This window comes from Ruegeria sp. CDSC021 (genome assembly GCF_059610845.1).
Genome location: NZ_JBXWOK010000007.1, coordinates 61,947 through 78,866, shown reverse-complemented (window position 1 = coordinate 78,866; position 16,920 = coordinate 61,947). Strand labels below are relative to the sequence as shown.

Annotated in this window: 20 protein-coding genes; 10 read left to right on the top strand and 10 right to left on the bottom strand. The window is 57.7% G+C overall.

Annotated elements, in window-relative coordinates; all coding sequences use genetic code 11:
• Positions 1–49 precede the first annotated feature (49 nt).
• The 4 genes from flhA to AC2FGB_RS12380 are packed head-to-tail and all read left to right on the top strand — an operon-like array spanning position 50 to position 4,315.
• Positions 50–2,077 (top strand): flagellar biosynthesis protein FlhA, encoded by a 2,028-nt coding sequence (flhA, locus tag AC2FGB_RS12395; RefSeq protein WP_496694131.1) that lies wholly within the window; start codon positions 50–52, stop codon positions 2,075–2,077.
• Positions 2,074–2,847, top strand: coding sequence for a flagellar biosynthetic protein FliR (locus AC2FGB_RS12390; protein WP_496694096.1), 774 nt, complete (start codon positions 2,074–2,076; stop codon positions 2,845–2,847). The genes flhA and AC2FGB_RS12390 overlap by 4 nt, the downstream gene beginning before the upstream one ends.
• On the top strand, positions 2,844–3,929 hold the full coding sequence (gene flhB, locus AC2FGB_RS12385) for a flagellar type III secretion system protein FlhB (RefSeq protein WP_496694095.1): 1,086 nt from the start codon (positions 2,844–2,846) through the stop codon (positions 3,927–3,929). Before AC2FGB_RS12390 ends, flhB begins: the two co-directional genes overlap by 4 nt.
• A complete protein-coding gene (locus AC2FGB_RS12380) occupies positions 3,929–4,315 on the top strand; it encodes a hypothetical protein (protein WP_496694094.1) in 387 nt (128 codons plus the stop codon). Before flhB ends, AC2FGB_RS12380 begins: the two co-directional genes overlap by 1 nt.
• A 17-nt stretch (positions 4,316–4,332) precedes the next feature.
• Here the strand turns inward: AC2FGB_RS12380 and AC2FGB_RS12375 are convergent, their stop codons facing one another.
• The 9 genes from AC2FGB_RS12375 to AC2FGB_RS12335 are packed head-to-tail and all read right to left on the bottom strand — an operon-like array spanning position 4,333 to position 8,883.
• Complete coding sequence (locus AC2FGB_RS12375; protein WP_271950818.1) at positions 4,333–4,842, bottom strand: flagellar basal body-associated protein FliL; 510 nt, start codon at positions 4,840–4,842, stop codon at positions 4,333–4,335.
• Between the two features lie 12 nt (positions 4,843–4,854).
• Positions 4,855–5,586, bottom strand: a complete 732-nt coding sequence (flgH, locus tag AC2FGB_RS12370; RefSeq protein ID WP_425596250.1) for a flagellar basal body L-ring protein FlgH — start codon at positions 5,584–5,586, stop codon at positions 4,855–4,857.
• Positions 5,586–6,002, bottom strand: coding sequence for a flagellar basal body P-ring formation chaperone FlgA (gene flgA, locus AC2FGB_RS12365; RefSeq protein WP_281995580.1), 417 nt, complete (start codon positions 6,000–6,002; stop codon positions 5,586–5,588). Before flgA ends, flgH begins: the two co-directional genes overlap by 1 nt.
• Positions 6,002–6,787, bottom strand: coding sequence for a flagellar basal-body rod protein FlgG (gene flgG / locus AC2FGB_RS12360; protein ID WP_142638319.1), 786 nt, complete (start codon positions 6,785–6,787; stop codon positions 6,002–6,004). The genes flgA and flgG overlap by 1 nt, the downstream gene beginning before the upstream one ends.
• A gap of 21 nt (positions 6,788–6,808) precedes the next feature.
• Positions 6,809–7,519 carry a flagellar hook-basal body complex protein gene (locus tag AC2FGB_RS12355; RefSeq protein ID WP_496694093.1) on the bottom strand — a complete coding sequence of 237 codons (711 nt, stop codon included), beginning with the start codon at positions 7,517–7,519 and terminating at the stop codon, positions 6,809–6,811.
• A complete protein-coding gene (locus tag AC2FGB_RS12350) occupies positions 7,519–7,791 on the bottom strand; it encodes a flagellar biosynthetic protein FliQ (RefSeq protein WP_496694092.1) in 273 nt (90 codons plus the stop codon). The genes AC2FGB_RS12355 and AC2FGB_RS12350 overlap by 1 nt, the downstream gene beginning before the upstream one ends.
• Before the next feature lie 3 nt (positions 7,792–7,794).
• Entirely contained in the window at positions 7,795–8,085 is a 291-nt protein-coding gene (gene fliE / locus AC2FGB_RS12345) for a flagellar hook-basal body complex protein FliE (protein WP_142638325.1), read from the bottom strand.
• An 11-nt stretch (positions 8,086–8,096) separates the two neighbouring features.
• On the bottom strand, positions 8,097–8,483 hold the full coding sequence (gene flgC / locus AC2FGB_RS12340) for a flagellar basal body rod protein FlgC (protein ID WP_281973567.1): 387 nt from the start codon (positions 8,481–8,483) through the stop codon (positions 8,097–8,099).
• A 13-nt stretch (positions 8,484–8,496) separates the two neighbouring features.
• A complete protein-coding gene (locus tag AC2FGB_RS12335; RefSeq protein ID WP_496694130.1) occupies positions 8,497–8,883 on the bottom strand; it encodes a FlgB family protein in 387 nt (128 codons plus the stop codon).
• A gap of 87 nt (positions 8,884–8,970) precedes the next feature.
• Here AC2FGB_RS12335 and AC2FGB_RS12330 point away from each other — a divergent pair, with 87 nt between their 5' ends.
• From AC2FGB_RS12330 to AC2FGB_RS12305, 6 genes are all read left to right on the top strand, one after another.
• Positions 8,971–10,308: a FliI/YscN family ATPase gene (locus AC2FGB_RS12330; protein WP_496694091.1), complete on the top strand. Its 1,338-nt coding sequence runs from the start codon at positions 8,971–8,973 to the stop codon at positions 10,306–10,308.
• An 85-nt stretch (positions 10,309–10,393) separates the two neighbouring features.
• Positions 10,394–11,233 (top strand): flagellar motor protein MotB, encoded by an 840-nt coding sequence (locus tag AC2FGB_RS12325; RefSeq protein ID WP_496694090.1) that lies wholly within the window; start codon positions 10,394–10,396, stop codon positions 11,231–11,233.
• Positions 11,234–11,331: 98 nt separating this feature from the next.
• Positions 11,332–12,627 (top strand): flagellar hook protein FlgE, encoded by a 1,296-nt coding sequence (locus tag AC2FGB_RS12320; protein ID WP_496694089.1) that lies wholly within the window; start codon positions 11,332–11,334, stop codon positions 12,625–12,627.
• 33 nt (positions 12,628–12,660) lie between these two features.
• Positions 12,661–14,112, top strand: a complete 1,452-nt coding sequence (gene flgK, locus AC2FGB_RS12315) for a flagellar hook-associated protein FlgK (RefSeq protein ID WP_496694088.1) — start codon at positions 12,661–12,663, stop codon at positions 14,110–14,112.
• Positions 14,113–14,114: 2 nt separating this feature from the next.
• On the top strand, positions 14,115–15,122 hold the full coding sequence (locus AC2FGB_RS12310; protein ID WP_496694087.1) for a flagellin: 1,008 nt from the start codon (positions 14,115–14,117) through the stop codon (positions 15,120–15,122).
• Positions 15,119–16,213, top strand: coding sequence for a flagellar basal body P-ring protein FlgI (locus tag AC2FGB_RS12305; protein ID WP_496710125.1), 1,095 nt, complete (start codon positions 15,119–15,121; stop codon positions 16,211–16,213). Before AC2FGB_RS12310 ends, AC2FGB_RS12305 begins: the two co-directional genes overlap by 4 nt.
• A gap of 52 nt (positions 16,214–16,265) precedes the next feature.
• On the opposite strand, the gene AC2FGB_RS12300 is transcribed toward AC2FGB_RS12305, so the two are convergent.
• Entirely contained in the window at positions 16,266–16,910 is a 645-nt protein-coding gene (locus AC2FGB_RS12300) for a DUF1523 family protein (protein ID WP_142638340.1), read from the bottom strand.
• Positions 16,911–16,920 lie beyond the last annotated feature (10 nt).

The window sequence follows — 16,920 nt, the reverse complement described above, 5'->3', positions numbered from 1 at the left end:
TGATGTCCGCTCCCTGTTTTCTCCGACTGTTTTGCTGGCGCTTGCGTTGATGACCGTCATCGTGATGATGATCCTGCCCATGCCGTCCTGGGTTCTGGATGTCGGACTGGCCACGTCCTTCGCCCTGGCGATCCTGATTTTCACGCTGACCCTGTTTATCGAGCGGCCGCTGGATTTCTCTTCCTTCCCGACCATCCTTCTGGGGTCATTGATGCTCCGGTTGTCGTTGAACGTCTCATCGACCAAGCTGATTATCGGTCAGGGGCACACCGGCCCCAATGCCGCCGGCGATGTGATCGAGGGATTCGCAAGCTTCGTCATGGGCGGCAGCATATTCCTGGGCCTTGTCGTGTTCGGCGTCCTGTTGATCGTGAACTTTATGGTCATCAACAAAGGCGCGGCCCGCATGGCCGAAGTTGGTGCGCGATTTGCCCTGGATGGGATGCCGGGGAAACAGCTGGCCATCGACAGCGATATGTCCGCGGGCGCCATCGATCATCAAGAGGCCAAGGAACGGCGCGAACGGGAACAACAGGAAACCACCTTTTTTGGCTCGCTCGACGGGGCGTCGAAATTCGTCAAAGGAGACGCGGTTGCCGGGCTTTTGATCACCCTGCTGAATCTGGTCATGGGTCTGGTCATGGGCGTGATCGTGCATGGGATGCCGGTGTCATCGGCGTTCGAAACCTACGCCATCCTGACTGTTGGCGATGGCTTAGTCTCGCAGATACCGGCTGTGATCATCTCGATCGCCTCCGCTTTGCTTCTGGCACGTGGTGGCACGCAGGGCGCAACTGACACCGCCATCTTATCGCAACTGGGGCGCCACCCGGCCGCGCTGGGCACTGTTGCCGGTCTGATGGTGCTGTTCGCCCTGGTTCCGGGTCTGCCGTTTCTGCCCTTTATTCTAGGGGCCTGCGTTTTGGGCTACGCCGCCTATGCGGTGCACCGAAAACAGCACCAGCGAGAAACTCCGGCACAAACCGCGTCGACCGAGGCAGACGAAGCGGTATCACAAGCGATTGGCGATATTCTCGACCTCGATGATGTTCACCTGGAATTCGCACCGGATCTGGTCAGCATGGTCCTGAACCAGGGCACCGGACTGGATGCACGCATTGCGAATATGCGGACCTATGTCGCCTCGACCTTTGGATTGATCCTGCCCGATATCCGTCTGACCGATCGGGCCGAGCTGCCGATGGGGACATATGTGATCAAGGTGCACGGCGTGGAACAGGCCCGCGGTGCCCTGAACCCCGATCTGATCTTGGCGCTTGTTCAGGACGGGCACGATCTTTTGCCCGAGGGGAGGGATGTCACCGAACCCGTCTATGGTGCGCCTGCACGTTGGATCCTGCCCAAGGATCAAGAGGCCGCAGCCATGAGCGGCGCTACGATTGTCTCGCCCCCGGAAATACTGGCCACGCATCTGCTGGAAATCATCAAACAGAACTTCTCGCGTCTGTTGACGCTGAAGGCGCTACGCAAGCTGCTGTCCGAGATGACCCGGCTCAGCGACCCGGTTCGCGCCGAGGCAAACCGGAAAATGCTGGACGAGCTGATCCCCGACAAAGTTCCAATCGACACACTTCACGCCGTCCTGCGCCTGTTGCTGGACGAACGGGTTTCGATCCGCAATCTGGCGCTTATCCTCGAAAGCATCGCCGAGGCGCGCCTGACCACCACGCAACCCGAGGGGATTTGCGAACTGGTGCGGCAGCGACTTGGGTTCCAGCTTGTGGCTGACATGAAACGCGAAGACGGGTCGATCCCGCTGATCCAGCTTGCACCGGAATGGGAAGACACATTTGCCACCTATCAGGTCGATGCACCCAATGCAGGGCTGGATGTCGCCCTGCCACCGAACCTGTTCAACAAGCTTGCAGATGGCGTGGTGAACAGTGTCTCACATTCTGCTGACCATGGCATCTTTCCCGCCGTCGTGACCTCGACCCGGCGCCGCAGGCTGCTGCGTACGATCATGCATGCGCGCGGCGTGTCCAATCCGGTCCTGTCATTTGAGGAAATCGGGCTCGAGGCGCGGCCCGCACTTGTAGGCACGGTACCCGCATGATCGCCCTCCCACCCGAACTCTTGCCGCACCTGGGCTCTGGGGCCTGGCATTTCTTTGGTGTTTTCCTGCGCGTTTCGGCAATGGTATCCTTGATGCCTGCATTCGGAGAACGCAGCATCCCCACCCGTGTCAAACTTGGCACTGCCGTTGCCTTTACGTTGATCGTGGCGCCAGCAGTGCCGACAAAGGAATTCGATCCCGAATTCCTGTCCATGGTCCAGCTGATCGGAACCGAAGTTTTTGTCGGAATGGCGTTGGGGATGGCGCTGCGCATCTTTGTTCTGACCCTGCAAACGGCAGGATCCATTGCGGCACAGGCGACGTCACTCTCGCAAATTCTGGGTGGGGCCGCCGCCGATCCAGTTCCGGCCATGGGTTATCTGCTGACGCTGGCCGGGTTGGCCCTTGCTGTACTACTTGGCCTTCACATCCGTTTGGCAGAGTTCTTGATCCACAGCTACGATCTGTTTCCCACCGGAACCACACCTGCGGCGCCGGATTTGTCCCAATGGGGCGTGGAACGGGTCTCGTACAGTTTCAGCCTGGCATTCGCCCTGGCGATGCCTTTTGTGATTGCCTCTTTGATCTACAACCTTGCGCTTGGTGTCATCAACCGCGCCATGCCACAGCTGATGGTGGCATTTGTCGGCGCCCCGGCCATCACATTTGCGGGGCTGTTCCTGCTGTTCGCCGGCGCGCCTCTGATCCTGTCGGTCTGGTCCGATGCCCTGTTTGATTTCATGCAGAACCCGCTGAAAGATCCGAGATGAGCGGACAGGACGACGACAGCGACAAGTCATATGACCCGACGCCGCAAAAGCTTCTGAAAGCGCGGGAAAAGGGTGAGGTCGCCAAGTCGAACGACCTGTCCGTGGTCGCGGCATATGTCGGGCTGCTGATCGGTTTGCTTTTCGCAGGCCAGATGGGCGTTCAGCATCTGGGCACCTTGTTTGTCGTCCTGATCGACCAATCCGATAAGATCAGCACCATGTTGACGGCTGGCCCCGCCGACGGCCTGGTGGGTGGGATGCTTGGCAAAGCTGCAATCTCGATGGCAACGATATTTGTTCTTCCTGCGACGGCGGTTCTGCTAAGCCTGATCGCCCAAAAGGCGCTGGTTTTTGCCCCCAGCAAGTTGCAGCCCAAGCTGTCCCGGATTTCGATCCTCTCCAATGCCAAGAATAAATTCGGGCGCGGTGGTCTGTTCGAATTTGCCAAAAGCTTTGCAAAGCTGCTGATCTACGGCATCTGCTTGTTTTTGTTTCTGCGCGCCAATCTGCCCGAGATTCTGACCGCCAGCGCCGCACCGCCGCAATCGTCGATCGTATTGATGATGAACCTGTTGTTCCGGTTTCTCTTCATCGTCGTCACCATCGCACTGGCCATCGGAGTCGTCGACTATATGTGGCAATACTCCGAACACATGCGCAAAAACCGGATGTCCCGCAAAGAAATTCAGGACGAGACCAAAGACGCCGAAGGCGACCCGCATGTCAAACAACAGCGCCGCCAGCGCGCGCAGGAAATTGCGGCAAATCAGATGATGGCGGATGTCCCAACTGCGGATGTAGTCATCGTGAACCCGACCCATTATGCGGTGGCTCTTAAATGGCAGCGGACAGCCGGGTCAGCACCGATCTGCGTGGCGAAAGGTGTCGACCAGATTGCCGCCGCCATCCGCGCCTCGGCCGCCGAGGCCGGGGTTCCGATCCACTCGGATCCCCCCACCGCGCGGGCCCTTCATGCGACCGTCGAAATCGGGAATGAGATCGCCCCCGAACACTATCGCCCTGTCGCTGCGGCCATTCGCTTTGCCGAAGCCATGCGCAAGCGCGCGAAGGACAGAATTTGATGCGGTTTACCGGACTTGCCGATCTGAAGCGTTTATCCGACGCGGCCTTCCAAAAAGAGCAGCAGGCCCTGCGCCCCTATATCGAAGCCGAGGCCGAGATTTTGCAAAAACTGAGCCGATTGGACGCACAGCTTCAGCAGACCCGTCAAAACAGCGGCCAAGCTGATGGATATCAGGTCACCGGCACTGATGTTCTGTGGCGTGGATGGGAAGAGGCAACCCGACGAAAACTCAATACAGACCTTGCGCGCGTCCGAGCGCAAAAGCTAACCAAGATGCAAGCCTTGCGGAAAGCGTTCGGACGCAAACAGGCCTTAGGACAGCTGCTTGAAGAACAACAAAAGGCCCGCCGAGACATGCTTATGAAAAAGCGATCGCGGCAATAAGCGGGCCGAAACAGGCTTCAAGTATCCTGACGGTTAACACTCATGATCAGGACTTGCAGCACGTCATCACCCAAATCCTTCTTGGCGACCTGCAGCAAAGCCTTTCGGACCAAATCCAGATTGTCGGATTCCGTAAAGTTGCCGTTGAAACCACCGGTATTTGCGTGATCGAAAAGAACCTGCAGAAACCCATCTCTCAACTTTGGCTCAAACTCATAAATCGTTTCAGCAACGCCGGGTTTGGTTTCCAGGCTCAGCGACATTGTGACCAACGCGGCAATCCGGTCGGACTTCACGACCGGGATCACAAACTGTTTCGTCATCTTCAGATATTCATACTTGCTGGACGTATCCTTTTTGTCCGACTTGGTCTTAGTGGCCTTCTCCTTGGCTTTCTTGGGTTCGGCGGCAGCGGATTTATCCATGTCACCATCTTTGGTTTTTCCAGAAGGAGACATGGCAATTCCCGCACCAATTCCACCGCCTAGGCCAACAAGCAGAAACAATATAGGAAGTAGCTTTTTCATTGTTATACGACCTCAGAACGGCAAAAGTGTATCGAGGACCTGCTGGCCGTAACGAGGCTGCTGCACATCCGTGATCTGGCCTCGGCCACCATAAGACACGCGCGCCGAGGCGATCTTGTCATAGGTGATTTCATTCTTCCGCGAGATGTCCTGTGGCCTCACATATCCCGTGACCAAAAGCTCTCGCAGCTCGAAATTAACGCGCAGCTCTTGCGAGCCGGATATGGCCAGCACGCCATTCGGTAAGGCGTCGATGACGGTCGCCGCAACCCGCAGGGTCAGCTTTTCCTTACGCTTGACCGAGCCCTTGCCTTTACTGACCGAGGATGAGTCGATCCCGACAGCTTCGTCCAGCGTCGCCCCATCGGGCAGCCGTTCCAATGCGCGCTGCGGCAGGCCGAACAGCTCTGGAACCTCAAGGCTTTCGGACCCGCTGCGTGAGCGATTTGTGTCGTTGGATATCTCGGCTTTCTCGTCCAACTCGATGACAACCGTCAGAATATCGCCTTTTTTGATAGCGCGCTGATCTCCCAAAAGCGATTGTTGGCCACCGCTCCATAGCGAGGACCGATCAACATTGCGCTGTGGCTGCGTGTGCAACGGCAAACCCGGCCACAGCATGGCAACATGTTCAGCAGATTCGTCCGCGGGTGTGAAACTTGGCGGTTTTCCCAAATGATCCAGTCGACCACAGGCGGTCAGAGCCAGACATGCCATCATCAACAGTTTTAGTTTTCCGAACATCATTTTACCTCGATTTGACCGTTAGGCCGGATAAAGCCAACAACAGTTGTACGTGACGACAGATTCATGACCCGAATTCGGTCGCCGACAGCCCCGCGCCCCAGGGCACGGCCTTCGGCCTTGATCGAAAGGGGACGACGGTCAAAGACCAGAACCACCAGATCATTGCGGTCCACCAGCGCGGGCGGCCCGACATCTGCTGCGCGAACCGGGCGTCCGGGGTAAAGCGCGACGCGTGCTTCCTGACCGATCAAATCATCAGGGTTTGTAACCGCTCCGAGGACAACCTGATCTTTGATCTCAAGATCGGCGGCCGAGATCACCTCTTTGGCGCGTATGGTCCGGATCGGCACCACGATCTCAGCCAAGGCACAAAGCGGGCTGATCGTCACCAGTGCTATGAATAGGGCGCGCATCACCGCACCTGCGTTGTTGCGCCCATCATCTGATCGACGGCCGAGATGACCTTGGCGTTCATCTCATACCCTCGCTGGGCTTCGATCAGTTCGGTGACTTCGCGCACGGCATCTACCGAGCTGTCCTCGAGATATCCCTGACGCAATGTGCCCATCCCACCCTCGCCCGGAGTGCCGATAACAGGCGCGCCCGAGGCTTCGGTTTCTTTGAACAGGTTGCTGCCGATCGCCTCCAGCCCCTTGGCATTGGAAAAACTGGCCAGGGTGAATTCACCGAGCAACTGTCCTTCGGCGGTATCATCGAAATAGGCGTAGACCTCACCCGATGCATTGATCGAGATCGACCTTGCATCGTCTGGGATTGTGATCTCTGGCGCGACAGCGAAGCCATCTGAAGTGACGATCAACCCTTCTGCCGAGCGTTTCAGGCTGCCGTCACGGGTAAAGCCAGACTGACCGCTGGGCAACGTCACCTCAAGATAGCCGCGCCCTTCGATTGCGACATCCAAATCGCTGCCAGTGGCCGCCAACGCACCCTGTGCCAGCTGCACGGTGACCGCAGCCGGGCGCACCCCCAGACCCAGTTGTATACCTGTGGGCAAGACGGTGCCGTCATTGGCATTCACCGTCCCCGCGCGCGCCATTTGTTGATAGTGCAGGTCTGCAAACTCAGCGCGGCGCGCGTTGTAGCCTGTGGTATTCATATTCGCCAGATTGTTCGAGATCGTCTCAACCCGCATCTGCTGCGCGGTCATGCCTGTCGCTGCGATTTTCAGTGCACGCATATCAATTCCTCCGTTATCAAATCAGCGCATCAGCACCTTAAGCGCCCCACGCACACGTTCGTCTTCGGTTTCAAGAAAACTCTGCCCCAACTCATAGGCGCGCTGGATTTCGATCATCCGGGTGACCTGTTCGATCGCGTTCACGTTCGATCCTTCGAGGAATCGGTGCACAATGACCGGCTCCTCCACGGGTTCAATCGCTGCATCTGACCGAAATTGCGTGCTGCCTTCGCGCACCAGGCTCGTGGGATCAGCAACGCGGTAGACGCCGATCTGTCCCAGAACCTGCCCTTCAATACTGAGCGTACCGTCGCTGCCGACATCAATCGACGCGGCATCCGGCGGAATGAAAACAGGAGCGCCATTGCTGTCCAGAACCCGGTACCCATCCATATTAACCAGATCACCCTCGGCACTGGGTGAAAACGCACCCGCCCGTGTCAGCCGGTTGCCGCTGGGGGTTTCGATCATGAAAAACCCGTCGCCTTCGATGGCGAAATCAAATTGCCCGCCGGTTTCGGTCAGAACGCCTTGTTGCAACGAGGTATTGCGTGCCTCTGCCCGCGCCATGGACAAGGACGGATTGCCCGGCGAGGCTTTCACGAACTCGGAAAACACCAAGCCCTGCTGGCGGTACCCCGTGGTATTGGCGTTGGCGATATTGTTCGCCACCAACCGCATTTCATTCATCAGCCCCGATTGGCGGGATAAGGTGGTATATGAGGTATCCATCAGCGGCCTCCGGCGATCAGTGGGATGAGGTTTGAGGTGAAGAACGTCACCAGCGTCTGGGTCATGAACCCCATCGAAATCCAGAAAACGATCACGATGGCGATCAGCTTTGGCACAAAGGTCAGCGTCATTTCCTGCACCGAGGTCAGCGCCTGGAACAGACCCACAACCAGACCCGAGACCAGTGCCACCGCCAGGATCGGGACGGATGTGATCACCGCGACCCAAAGCGCCTGGCGGACGATGTCATAATAGAGACCTTCGCTGAGCATCTATCAGACCGGCATCCGCAGGATTTCCTGATAGGCCTCGACCACTTTGTTGCGCACGATGACGGCGGTTTCGACGGCCAGTTCGGTCTGCGCCAACGCCTGAACCAGCGCGTGCGGATCGGCTTGGCCGGTCATCGCCGCGCCGGACATCTGCTCGGACTGTTTCAATGTTGCGGCAAAGTCCTGAAAGGTTGAGCGCAACCCCTGTGCCATTCCGGCAAGGTCGGGGTCGGGCTGCGTAGCGGGCCGCGCTACGGCATAGCTCTGCGCGGCGGTCAGGGATCGGATATCCATTCTGGTGTCCTTTATTTTCTGAGAAGTTCCATAAGGCTCGACGACATTTGTCGTGTCTGGTCGAACATCTTGAGATTGGCTTCGTAGCTGCGCTGCGCTTCACGCGCGTCAGCGATTTCGATCATCAAATCTACATTGGACCCGCGATAATGGCCGGTCTCATCGGCCAACGCATGGCCGGGGTCATAGATGCGCGACAGGTCGCGACGATCAAGCTTAACGCGCCCGGTCTCGACCATTTGCGCACCATCTTTGCTGACCGCTTCAAACGGCACGGTTTTGCGCCGATATCCCGGCGTATCCGCATTCGAGATGTTTTCGGAGACGTGCCGCAAACGGGCTGCCTGCGCGCGCAGAGCGCTGGCCGAGGCGGAAAGGGAATGGGAAAAATCGCTCATCTCTCAGCCCTCCTCACCCGCGACCAAGGCTGGTACGCAGGATGCCAATCGAGGATTTATAGATCGCCAACGCGCGGTCATGTTGACGCTTGACCTCAACCGATTTGAGCATTTCTTCCTCAAGGGAAACGCCATTTCCGTTGGGATCGCCCGAGGGCGCGGCATCGAACTCGGCCCAGGGCTGGGCTGCTGCTGCGCCGTTCAGATGCCTGGCCCGCGTGGCGGTCATCGCAACCTCACGCCCGGAACTTTCGAAAGCTTTCTGAAAGGTCTCGATATCGCGGGGCTGATAACCCGGCGTATCCGCATTTGCCATGTTTCGCGCAATGACAGACTGCCGTTGCCCGGCATGGGTTGCCATTGCGTACGCTGTCTTAAAGACGTTCAGGTCAGAGAACATCGGGGCTTCTCCCTCGATCAATTTCAATCAAGGCTTAACCCCGATTCCTTTAGAAACCGTTTTCAGAAACCCGTTGGAGAACCCACGATGACCGATCTCGACCCGATGCTTCTGAAATGCGAATTCGACCGTCTGTCTGCCATGCGCCATATGGGCCGCGTGGCCAGTGTTGGGCGCGGCGCCATAGAAATAAAGGGGTTGGAGTACGTTGCCCGCATCGGCGACAATCTGACCCTGCGGCGGCGCAGCGGCCCGGATCTGGCAGGTGAAGTTCTGCATGTCGAATCGGATCTGATCCACATGTTACCCGCCGCTGCACCCGATGGGGTTTGCTTGGGTGATCGGGTGATTCTAAATCAGACACCGGCATTTTCCCCCGGACTGCACTGGCTGGGTCGGGTCATTGATCCCTTCGGCAAACCGCTGGACGGCAAGCCGTTGCTGTCGGGCACTCAGGAAAGAGATATCCTGCAAAATCCGCCACCTGCCGTTGTCCGCAAACCGCTGGGCGCACGGATGGAAACCGGGCTGAGCATTATGAACACCATGTTACCTGTGGTGCAGGGGCAGCGTATCGGCCTGTTCGCCGGGTCAGGGGTCGGCAAGTCGACCCTGTTGGCGACCCTGGCGCGGTCGATGCAGGCAGACGCGGTTGTGGTCGCTCTGGTCGGCGAACGGGGTCGTGAGGTCAATGAGTTCGTTGAACATGCGCTTGGGGCCGAGGGGTTGGCACGATCTGTGGTTGTGGCGGCAACCTCGGATCAGTCAGCGCTGGCCCGCAGGCGCTGTGCATGGTCGGCACTTTCAGTCGCGGAATTCCTGCGGGATCAGGGGCTGAACGTCCTGTTTCTGGCCGATTCGGTCACCCGCTTTGCCGAGGCGCACCGCGAAATCGCCGTTGCGATGGGTGAGGCCCCCTCTTTGCGCGGGTTCCCACTTTCGGTCACGCCCTTGATCGCTGGTCTTTGCGAACGAACCGGGCCGGGCACGGCTGATCAGGGTGATATCACAGCAGTTTTCAGCGTTCTGGTTGCGGGCTCGGACATGGATGAACCGATAGCGGACATTCTGCGTGGCGTTCTGGACGGGCATATCGTCCTGAGCCGCGAAATCGCCGAGCGCGGCCGTTTCCCCGCCATTGACCTCAGCCGGTCGGTTTCACGCAGCCTGCCCGCGGCTGCCTCGGATGCGGAAAACCGGATGATCTCGGAAACCCGCAAGCTGGTTGGCAGTTACGAGCAATCCGAGGTTATGATCAAAGCCGGGCTTTATGCCGAAGGGGCAGACCCGTTATTGGATCAGGCAGTCCGGGTTCATGATGAGCTTGATGGTTTTTTCGGCAAGGCCGAACCGGACGGAATCAGCAACAGTTTCAACCACCTGCAACTGATTCTGCGACGCGCCGGGGCCGCGCTTCCGCAGTAAGGAATTCAAGACAGTTTTAAGTGTTAAGCCCACCTTAAGACCTGCCCGGCTACCCCTGTAACTGGGTGATAAAAAGGTGGTGGAGATGGGTGCGCAATCCAATGTGGCGCCAATCATCATCAAGAAGAAACGTGTGTCAGGTGGCGGTGGTCACCACGGTGGCGCGTGGAAAGTCGCATATGCCGACTTTGTCACGGCCATGATGGCGTTCTTCATGTTGATGTGGCTGCTGAATGCAACAACGGAACAGCAACGCAAAGGGCTTGCGGATTATTTTTCGCCGACCATTCCCATAAACCAGGTTTCGGGTGGCGGCGATGGGGCCTTTGGCGGCAATAACATGTTCTCCGAGGAAACTCTGGTCATGGACGGCACCGGCGCCAGCAAACGCAGCCCGACGCCCGCGCGACAAGCACGTGGATCGGTTGGCGTCAGCTCGGACGGCGGCGGAAAAGAAACGGTCGAAGACTTTTCCTCACTGGAATCAGAGCTTATGGGGCGAACCGGCGAAAGCATGGTGTCCGACAAGGTCCTCAAACATATCGTCACCCGCGTGACGGATGAGGGTCTGGTGATCGAACTCTTTGCCACCAAGGATCAACCTCTGTTCGAATCAGGGACGAACCAACCAACCAATATGCTGCGTGCTCTGACATTGTTGGTGGCCCGATCCTCTGATCTGGTGACAAATGACATGGCGGTCGGAGGGCATGTCGGTTCCTCGCCGGTGGTTCTGGCCAAAAACCCGGCCTGGGATTTGTCTACCTCGCGCGCTCAGCAAGTTCGCCAAATGCTGCAAGACAAGGGTGTTGCGCCGCTCAGGTTGGACCGCGTAACCGGCCATGCCGACCGAAAATTGTCGGATGAAAACCCGATGGCCGCACGCAACAACAGGATCGAGATCATCTTTCTGCGCGGCACCTGAGAATAAAAGGATAGACGGCATTTTACCTGTTAGCGCGCTGTTAAGGCCCAGCGCGTTAGCTGTTGCATCAAGATTTGACGCAACAGAAGGGCGTGCCAATGACAATTTCCTCTTCGCTGAACGCTGGCGTGGCCGCATTGAAGGCCAACGCAAACCGGCTGGCGACGATCTCGGACAATATCGCGAATTCATCAACCTTCGGGTATAAACGGGTGGAAACTGATTTCCATTCTATGGTCACCTCCGGCCAGGGCGGCAGCTATTCCGCTGGGGGCGTTCGCACCACCAGCCAACGCCTGATCGACCAGCGCGGTTCGCTGGTGACAACCAACAACTCCACCGACCTTGCGGTGCGTGGGCGCGGCATGATGCCGGTACGACCAAGTTCTCAGATCGCGGCCGGTTCGAATGAGATGTTGCTGACCACGACAGGGTCGTTCCGCACCAATGAAGAAGGATATCTGGTCACCGAATCAGGGCTTGTTCTGCTGGGTTGGCGTGCGAATGCGGATGGAACCATCCCTGCGGTTCCACGTGACACGCCTGCTGCGCTTGAACCCATTCAGCTCAGTGTTAATCAACTGTCGGGCGCGCCCACGACGCAGATGAATCTGCGCATGAACCTGCCCGCGACCGCTACGGATGCGGGTTCCCCTGGCGACATGCAGCCCTTGTCCGTTGAATATTTCGACAATCTGGGAAAATCCGAAAGCGTTGATATCGAACTTGTCCCTACAGTGCCGGCCACCGGCAGCAGTAACGAATGGACGATGATCATGCGCGATTCAGCCTCGGGCGGCGCCATTATCGGTGAATACACCCTGACCTTCACCGATAGCCGAACTGCGGGTGGCACGCTGGCCAGCGTAACTGCGGTCACCGGCGGTGCATATGACCCAGCTACCGGCAGCGTTATGGTGAACGTGGCCGGCGGCCCGATGGAGATCAATATAGGGGAAATCGGGGATGCCGACGGAATCACGCAACTGTCCGATACATTTGCACCAGTTTCGATCACGCGCGACGGTTCGGCGGTCGGCACCATGACCAGCGTTCAGGTTGACGAAAACGGGTATGTTTATGCGTTCTACGATACCGGCGTCAGCCGACGCATGTACCAAATCCCATTGGCGGATGTTCCGAACCCAAATGGACTGACCGCGCTGGACAGCCAGACCTATGCACCATCCCGGGAAAGCGGGACGTTCTTTCTGTGGAATGCGGGGGACGGGCCAACCGGCGACCTGGTTTCTTTTGCGCGCGAAGAATCCACTACCGATGTGGCGACCGAGCTGACCTCGATGATCCAGACACAGCGGGCTTACTCTTCCAGCGCAAAGGTTATCCAAACGGTGGATGAGATGCTTCAGGAAACAACCAATATCAAACGCTGATCAGGGTTTTGATTCAGGAAAGGGACCTGCAGAATGAATATGTCCACAGCATTGAACAACGCGTTGGGCGGCCTGACCGCCGCCAGTCGCGGTGCGGCGGTTGTGTCCGAAAATATCGCAAACGCATTGACGCCCGGCTACGCGCGCAGGTCTCTGGAACTGGCAACCAACACGATTTCCGGTCACGGCGTGCGTACCGTAGGTGTCATTCGTCATCAGGATCCCGTCCTCATGTCCAACCGTCGGGCCACGGATGCCGATCTGGCCTTTCACACCGCCATTTCGGACTTTCACACAAGGTTGGAATCTTTGGTAGGGTCCGCCGATGATCCCGCATCGCTTTCGGTTCGGCTGGCTGATTTCGACAGCAGCCTGTTAACAGCGGCAAGCCTGCCGGATTCCAGTGAACGACTGGACCAGGTCGCGCGCACGGCTCAGGATCTGGCACGCGGTCTGAACGAAGCCTCTGAAGGGTTGCGTCAGATGCGATCCAACGCGGACCGGTCCATCGGCAAACAGGTCGACACCCTGAATCAGACCCTCAAGGATATTGAAGAGCTGAATGCCAAGATCCCGGCCATTAAGTATTCCGGCGCCGATATTGGTGGGCTACTGGATCAACGACAGGTCCTGATTGATCAGGTCAACGAACTGGTTCCTGTAAATGTGATTCAAAGGGACAATGATCAGGTCTCGCTTTATTCTGATGGCGGCTTGATATTGCTGGAAAACACTGCGGCCGAGTTCTCCTTTTCGACAACCGGCGACACCAAGCCCCATATGACCCTGGCAAACGGGTTGTTGTCCGGGCTTGAGATGAACGGAAACCCTGTCCGTACCAGTGGCGATTTCGCCCAAATTCGCGGCGGTGCATTGATGGCCCAATTCCAGATTCGGGATGAAATCGCGGTTGAGGCTCAGGTCGATCTGGATGCTGTTGCGCGCGATCTTATCGAAAGGTTCGAAACGCCGGGGCTGGATCCGACCGCGCTGGCCACTGATCCGGGCGTTTTCACCGATGATGGCAGCCGGTTTGATCCGGCATCGGTGACGGGATTGGCCTCGCGCATCAGCTTGAACGCAATCGTCGACCCGGACGCCGGAGGAGACAGCTGGAAACTTCGCGCCGGGCTGGGTGCGACCGCCCCCGGCAGCGCCGGAGATGCCAGCCAGCTGCGCGTCTTCAGCTCAACTCTGAACGACGAACGCCCTGTTGCCGGCGCTGTTTTCGGGGCCGGAAACATGCGCGCCGCAGACATCTCCGAGGCGTTGCTGTCACGGATTGGGTCGGACGCACATGTGGCCGATGGGCGGCGGGTGTTTGCAAACAGCGCCAATCTGGAAATGACGGCCATTGAGGCCGAACAGGGCGTCAATACCGATCAGGAATTGCAGCGGCTAATGCAAATCGAACAAGCCTATGCGGCAAATGCCAGACTGGTTTCGGTCGTCGATGAACTTATGGACACGTTGTTGAGGCTGTGATGATGAATGTAACCTCTATGGGCGACCTCGCGCGCGGATTGACCCTGAAATCGCGGGCGACTGATATCAAAAATCAGATCGAAGCCCTGTCTTATGAGATGTCTTCAGGCAAAGTGCAGGATGTCTCCGGCCATCTGGATGGGGATTATTCCTATCTTCTGGATATGGATCGCAACCTGTCGCGCCTGGATGCCTTTCAAGTGGCCACAGCCGAAGCTGGCCTGTTCACTGACGCCATGCAGCTAAGCCTTACAACGGTCAACGACGCGGTGGGGCGCCTGACGTCGTCCTTGCTGGCATATGGGACATCCAATCAGGCGGTCACCCATAAACATGCCTCTGTTCAGGCCAGAAATGAGCTGGATACGGTCATGTCTGCTTTGAATACCCGTGCGGGTGGCCGAAGCCTGTTTTCCGGCGTGGATACTGATGTGTCGCCTCTGGCATCTGCGGATATCTTGTTGACCGCGTTAGAGGTTGATTTGACGGGGCTGACAACACTCACGGATATCACTCAAGCCGCAGAAGACTGGTTCAATGATCCTGCGGGGTTCGATGCGGTTATCTATCAGGGCTCAGATACAGCGCTGGCACCGATGAGCATTTCGGAGAATGAAAGTGTCTCTATTCCGATCACTGCGACCGATCCGACGCTCAAAGCCGCGTTGCGGGACATCGCCGTCGCCGCTCTGGTTTCGGACGATAATCTGGGACTGCCCAATGATCTGCGGACGTCCCTATTCACCCAGCTGGGGGTCGAGCTTGCCAATACGCAGGATGGCACAGTGAACCTGCGGGCGGATGTTGGCGCCGCCGAGGCCAGGATTGAACAAGCCGCCACGCGCAATGCGGCGGCGCGTACAAGCCTGGAATACAGCCGAAACTCTCTGATCGCCGCGGACCCGTATCAAACCGCAGTGCAACTGCAGACTGTCCAATTTCAATTGGAAAGCCTGTATTCTGTCACCGTTCGCAACGCGAATCTATCGTTGGTGAATTTCCTGAAATGAGAATACTTGCCCTTCTCCTGATCCTGCTTCCGAGCCTGTCTTTTGCCGGGGCAATCCGGCTGAAGGACCTTGTCGATTTCGACGGGGTGCGCGGCAATGACCTTGTTGGCTATGGCCTTGTGGTCGGATTGAATGGTACCGGCGACGGGCTCAGGAACTCTCCGTTCACCGAAGAGATCATGTCCAATATTCTGGAACGGCTTGGTGTGAACGTGAATGGTGAGGAATTTCGCCCCAAAAACGTGGCCGCCGTGCTTGTGACAGCCAGCCTGCCCCCCTTTTCGCGGGTTGGTGGACAGATCGACGTCACCGTTTCGGCCATCGGCGATTCCAAAAGCTTGCTGGGCGGGACGCTTATTATGACACCGCTGAATGCGGCAGATGGTCAGATCTATGCGGTGGCACAGGGGTCAGTTCTTGCAGGTGGCGCCGTTGCCGAAGGCGATGCGGCTTCGGTCACCCAAGGGGTTCCGACATCCGGTGTGATCCCATCCGGAGCTCGGGTCGAACGTGAAATCGACTTTGAGCTTTCCGATCTGACCCAAATGCGCCTGGCCCTGCGTGAACCGGATTTCACAACCGCCGGTCGGATCGAGCTGGCAATCAATTCGGAATTCAATCGGGCCGTTGCCATCATGCGCGATTCCGGGACGGTCGAACTGAATTTTGCAGCGACACAGGCGATCTCGACCGCGCATGCGCTTGGGCGCATTGAAAATATCCTAGTAGAGCCAGAAACAAAGGCGCGGGTAGTAGTCGATCAGCGTTCGGGCACGATTGTCATGGGTCAGGAAGTGCGGATCTCACGCGTGGCAGTCTCGCAGGGCAACCTGACACTGACGGTCGAAGAGGCCCCTATCGCGGTTCAGCCGAACCCGTTCGCCCGAGGCGAAACCGTCGTGGTTCCGCGTACCGTAGCCGGTATCGAAGAAGAGGAAGGCACCGGTTTGGCGGAAATTCCCGAGGCCACGACCTTGTCCGAAGTCGTCGCAGGGCTAAACGCTTTGGGTGTCTCACCCCGCGACATGATCGACATCCTGAAAACGATCAAAGCGGCCGGAGCATTACACGCCGAGTTCATCGTTCGATGAAGGGCTATCCCGGCGGTAGGCGCACAGCTCCAAGACCCGCCGGGAATTCACGTCACTTTGATTTCCAACTGTCCAACCATTTGCGGAATCGGTTGCGATGCTCACCGATGGCGTCGCCGGTTGCATACAACCCATCCTCGACACTCTCGATCATCGGATCGATCCGCGCCTGGCGGAACCTGCGCCAGCGCACCCAGATTGCCCAGACAATCGCAAAGAAGACCGTCAGGAAGACGATGTTGAACCAAGGGATCAGACGCGCATCCGGACCATCGACATGTTTGATAAAGACAGCGTTTGGAAAGATCGACATGAACTCATTCCGCCAGCCATAATGCGTCACGGCAACCCAGTCCGGGTCGTTTTTGTCCGAGATCGCGTCATTGGCTTCGGTATACAAATTGGCAGTGTCGAATTTGAAATAGGGCGGCCAACCCCAGCTGGTATCTTCGTTGCGATACACAATCGGTTTGCCATTGGCACGTACGGCCTGAATGAACTGTACATCCCGGTTCGACAGACTGGCCGACTGATCATCGGGCTCGGACCAGAAGATCCGGGTCCAGTCGTTCAGGTCCTGCCGTTCTTCATAGGTGTTGACGATCCGAACCACATCCCGTTGCGGCAGAGAATACTGAAGGACTACGGCGACCGTTCCCCAGAAAATCAGAATGAATGCCCATTTCAAATAGGCCATGCTTTACCTC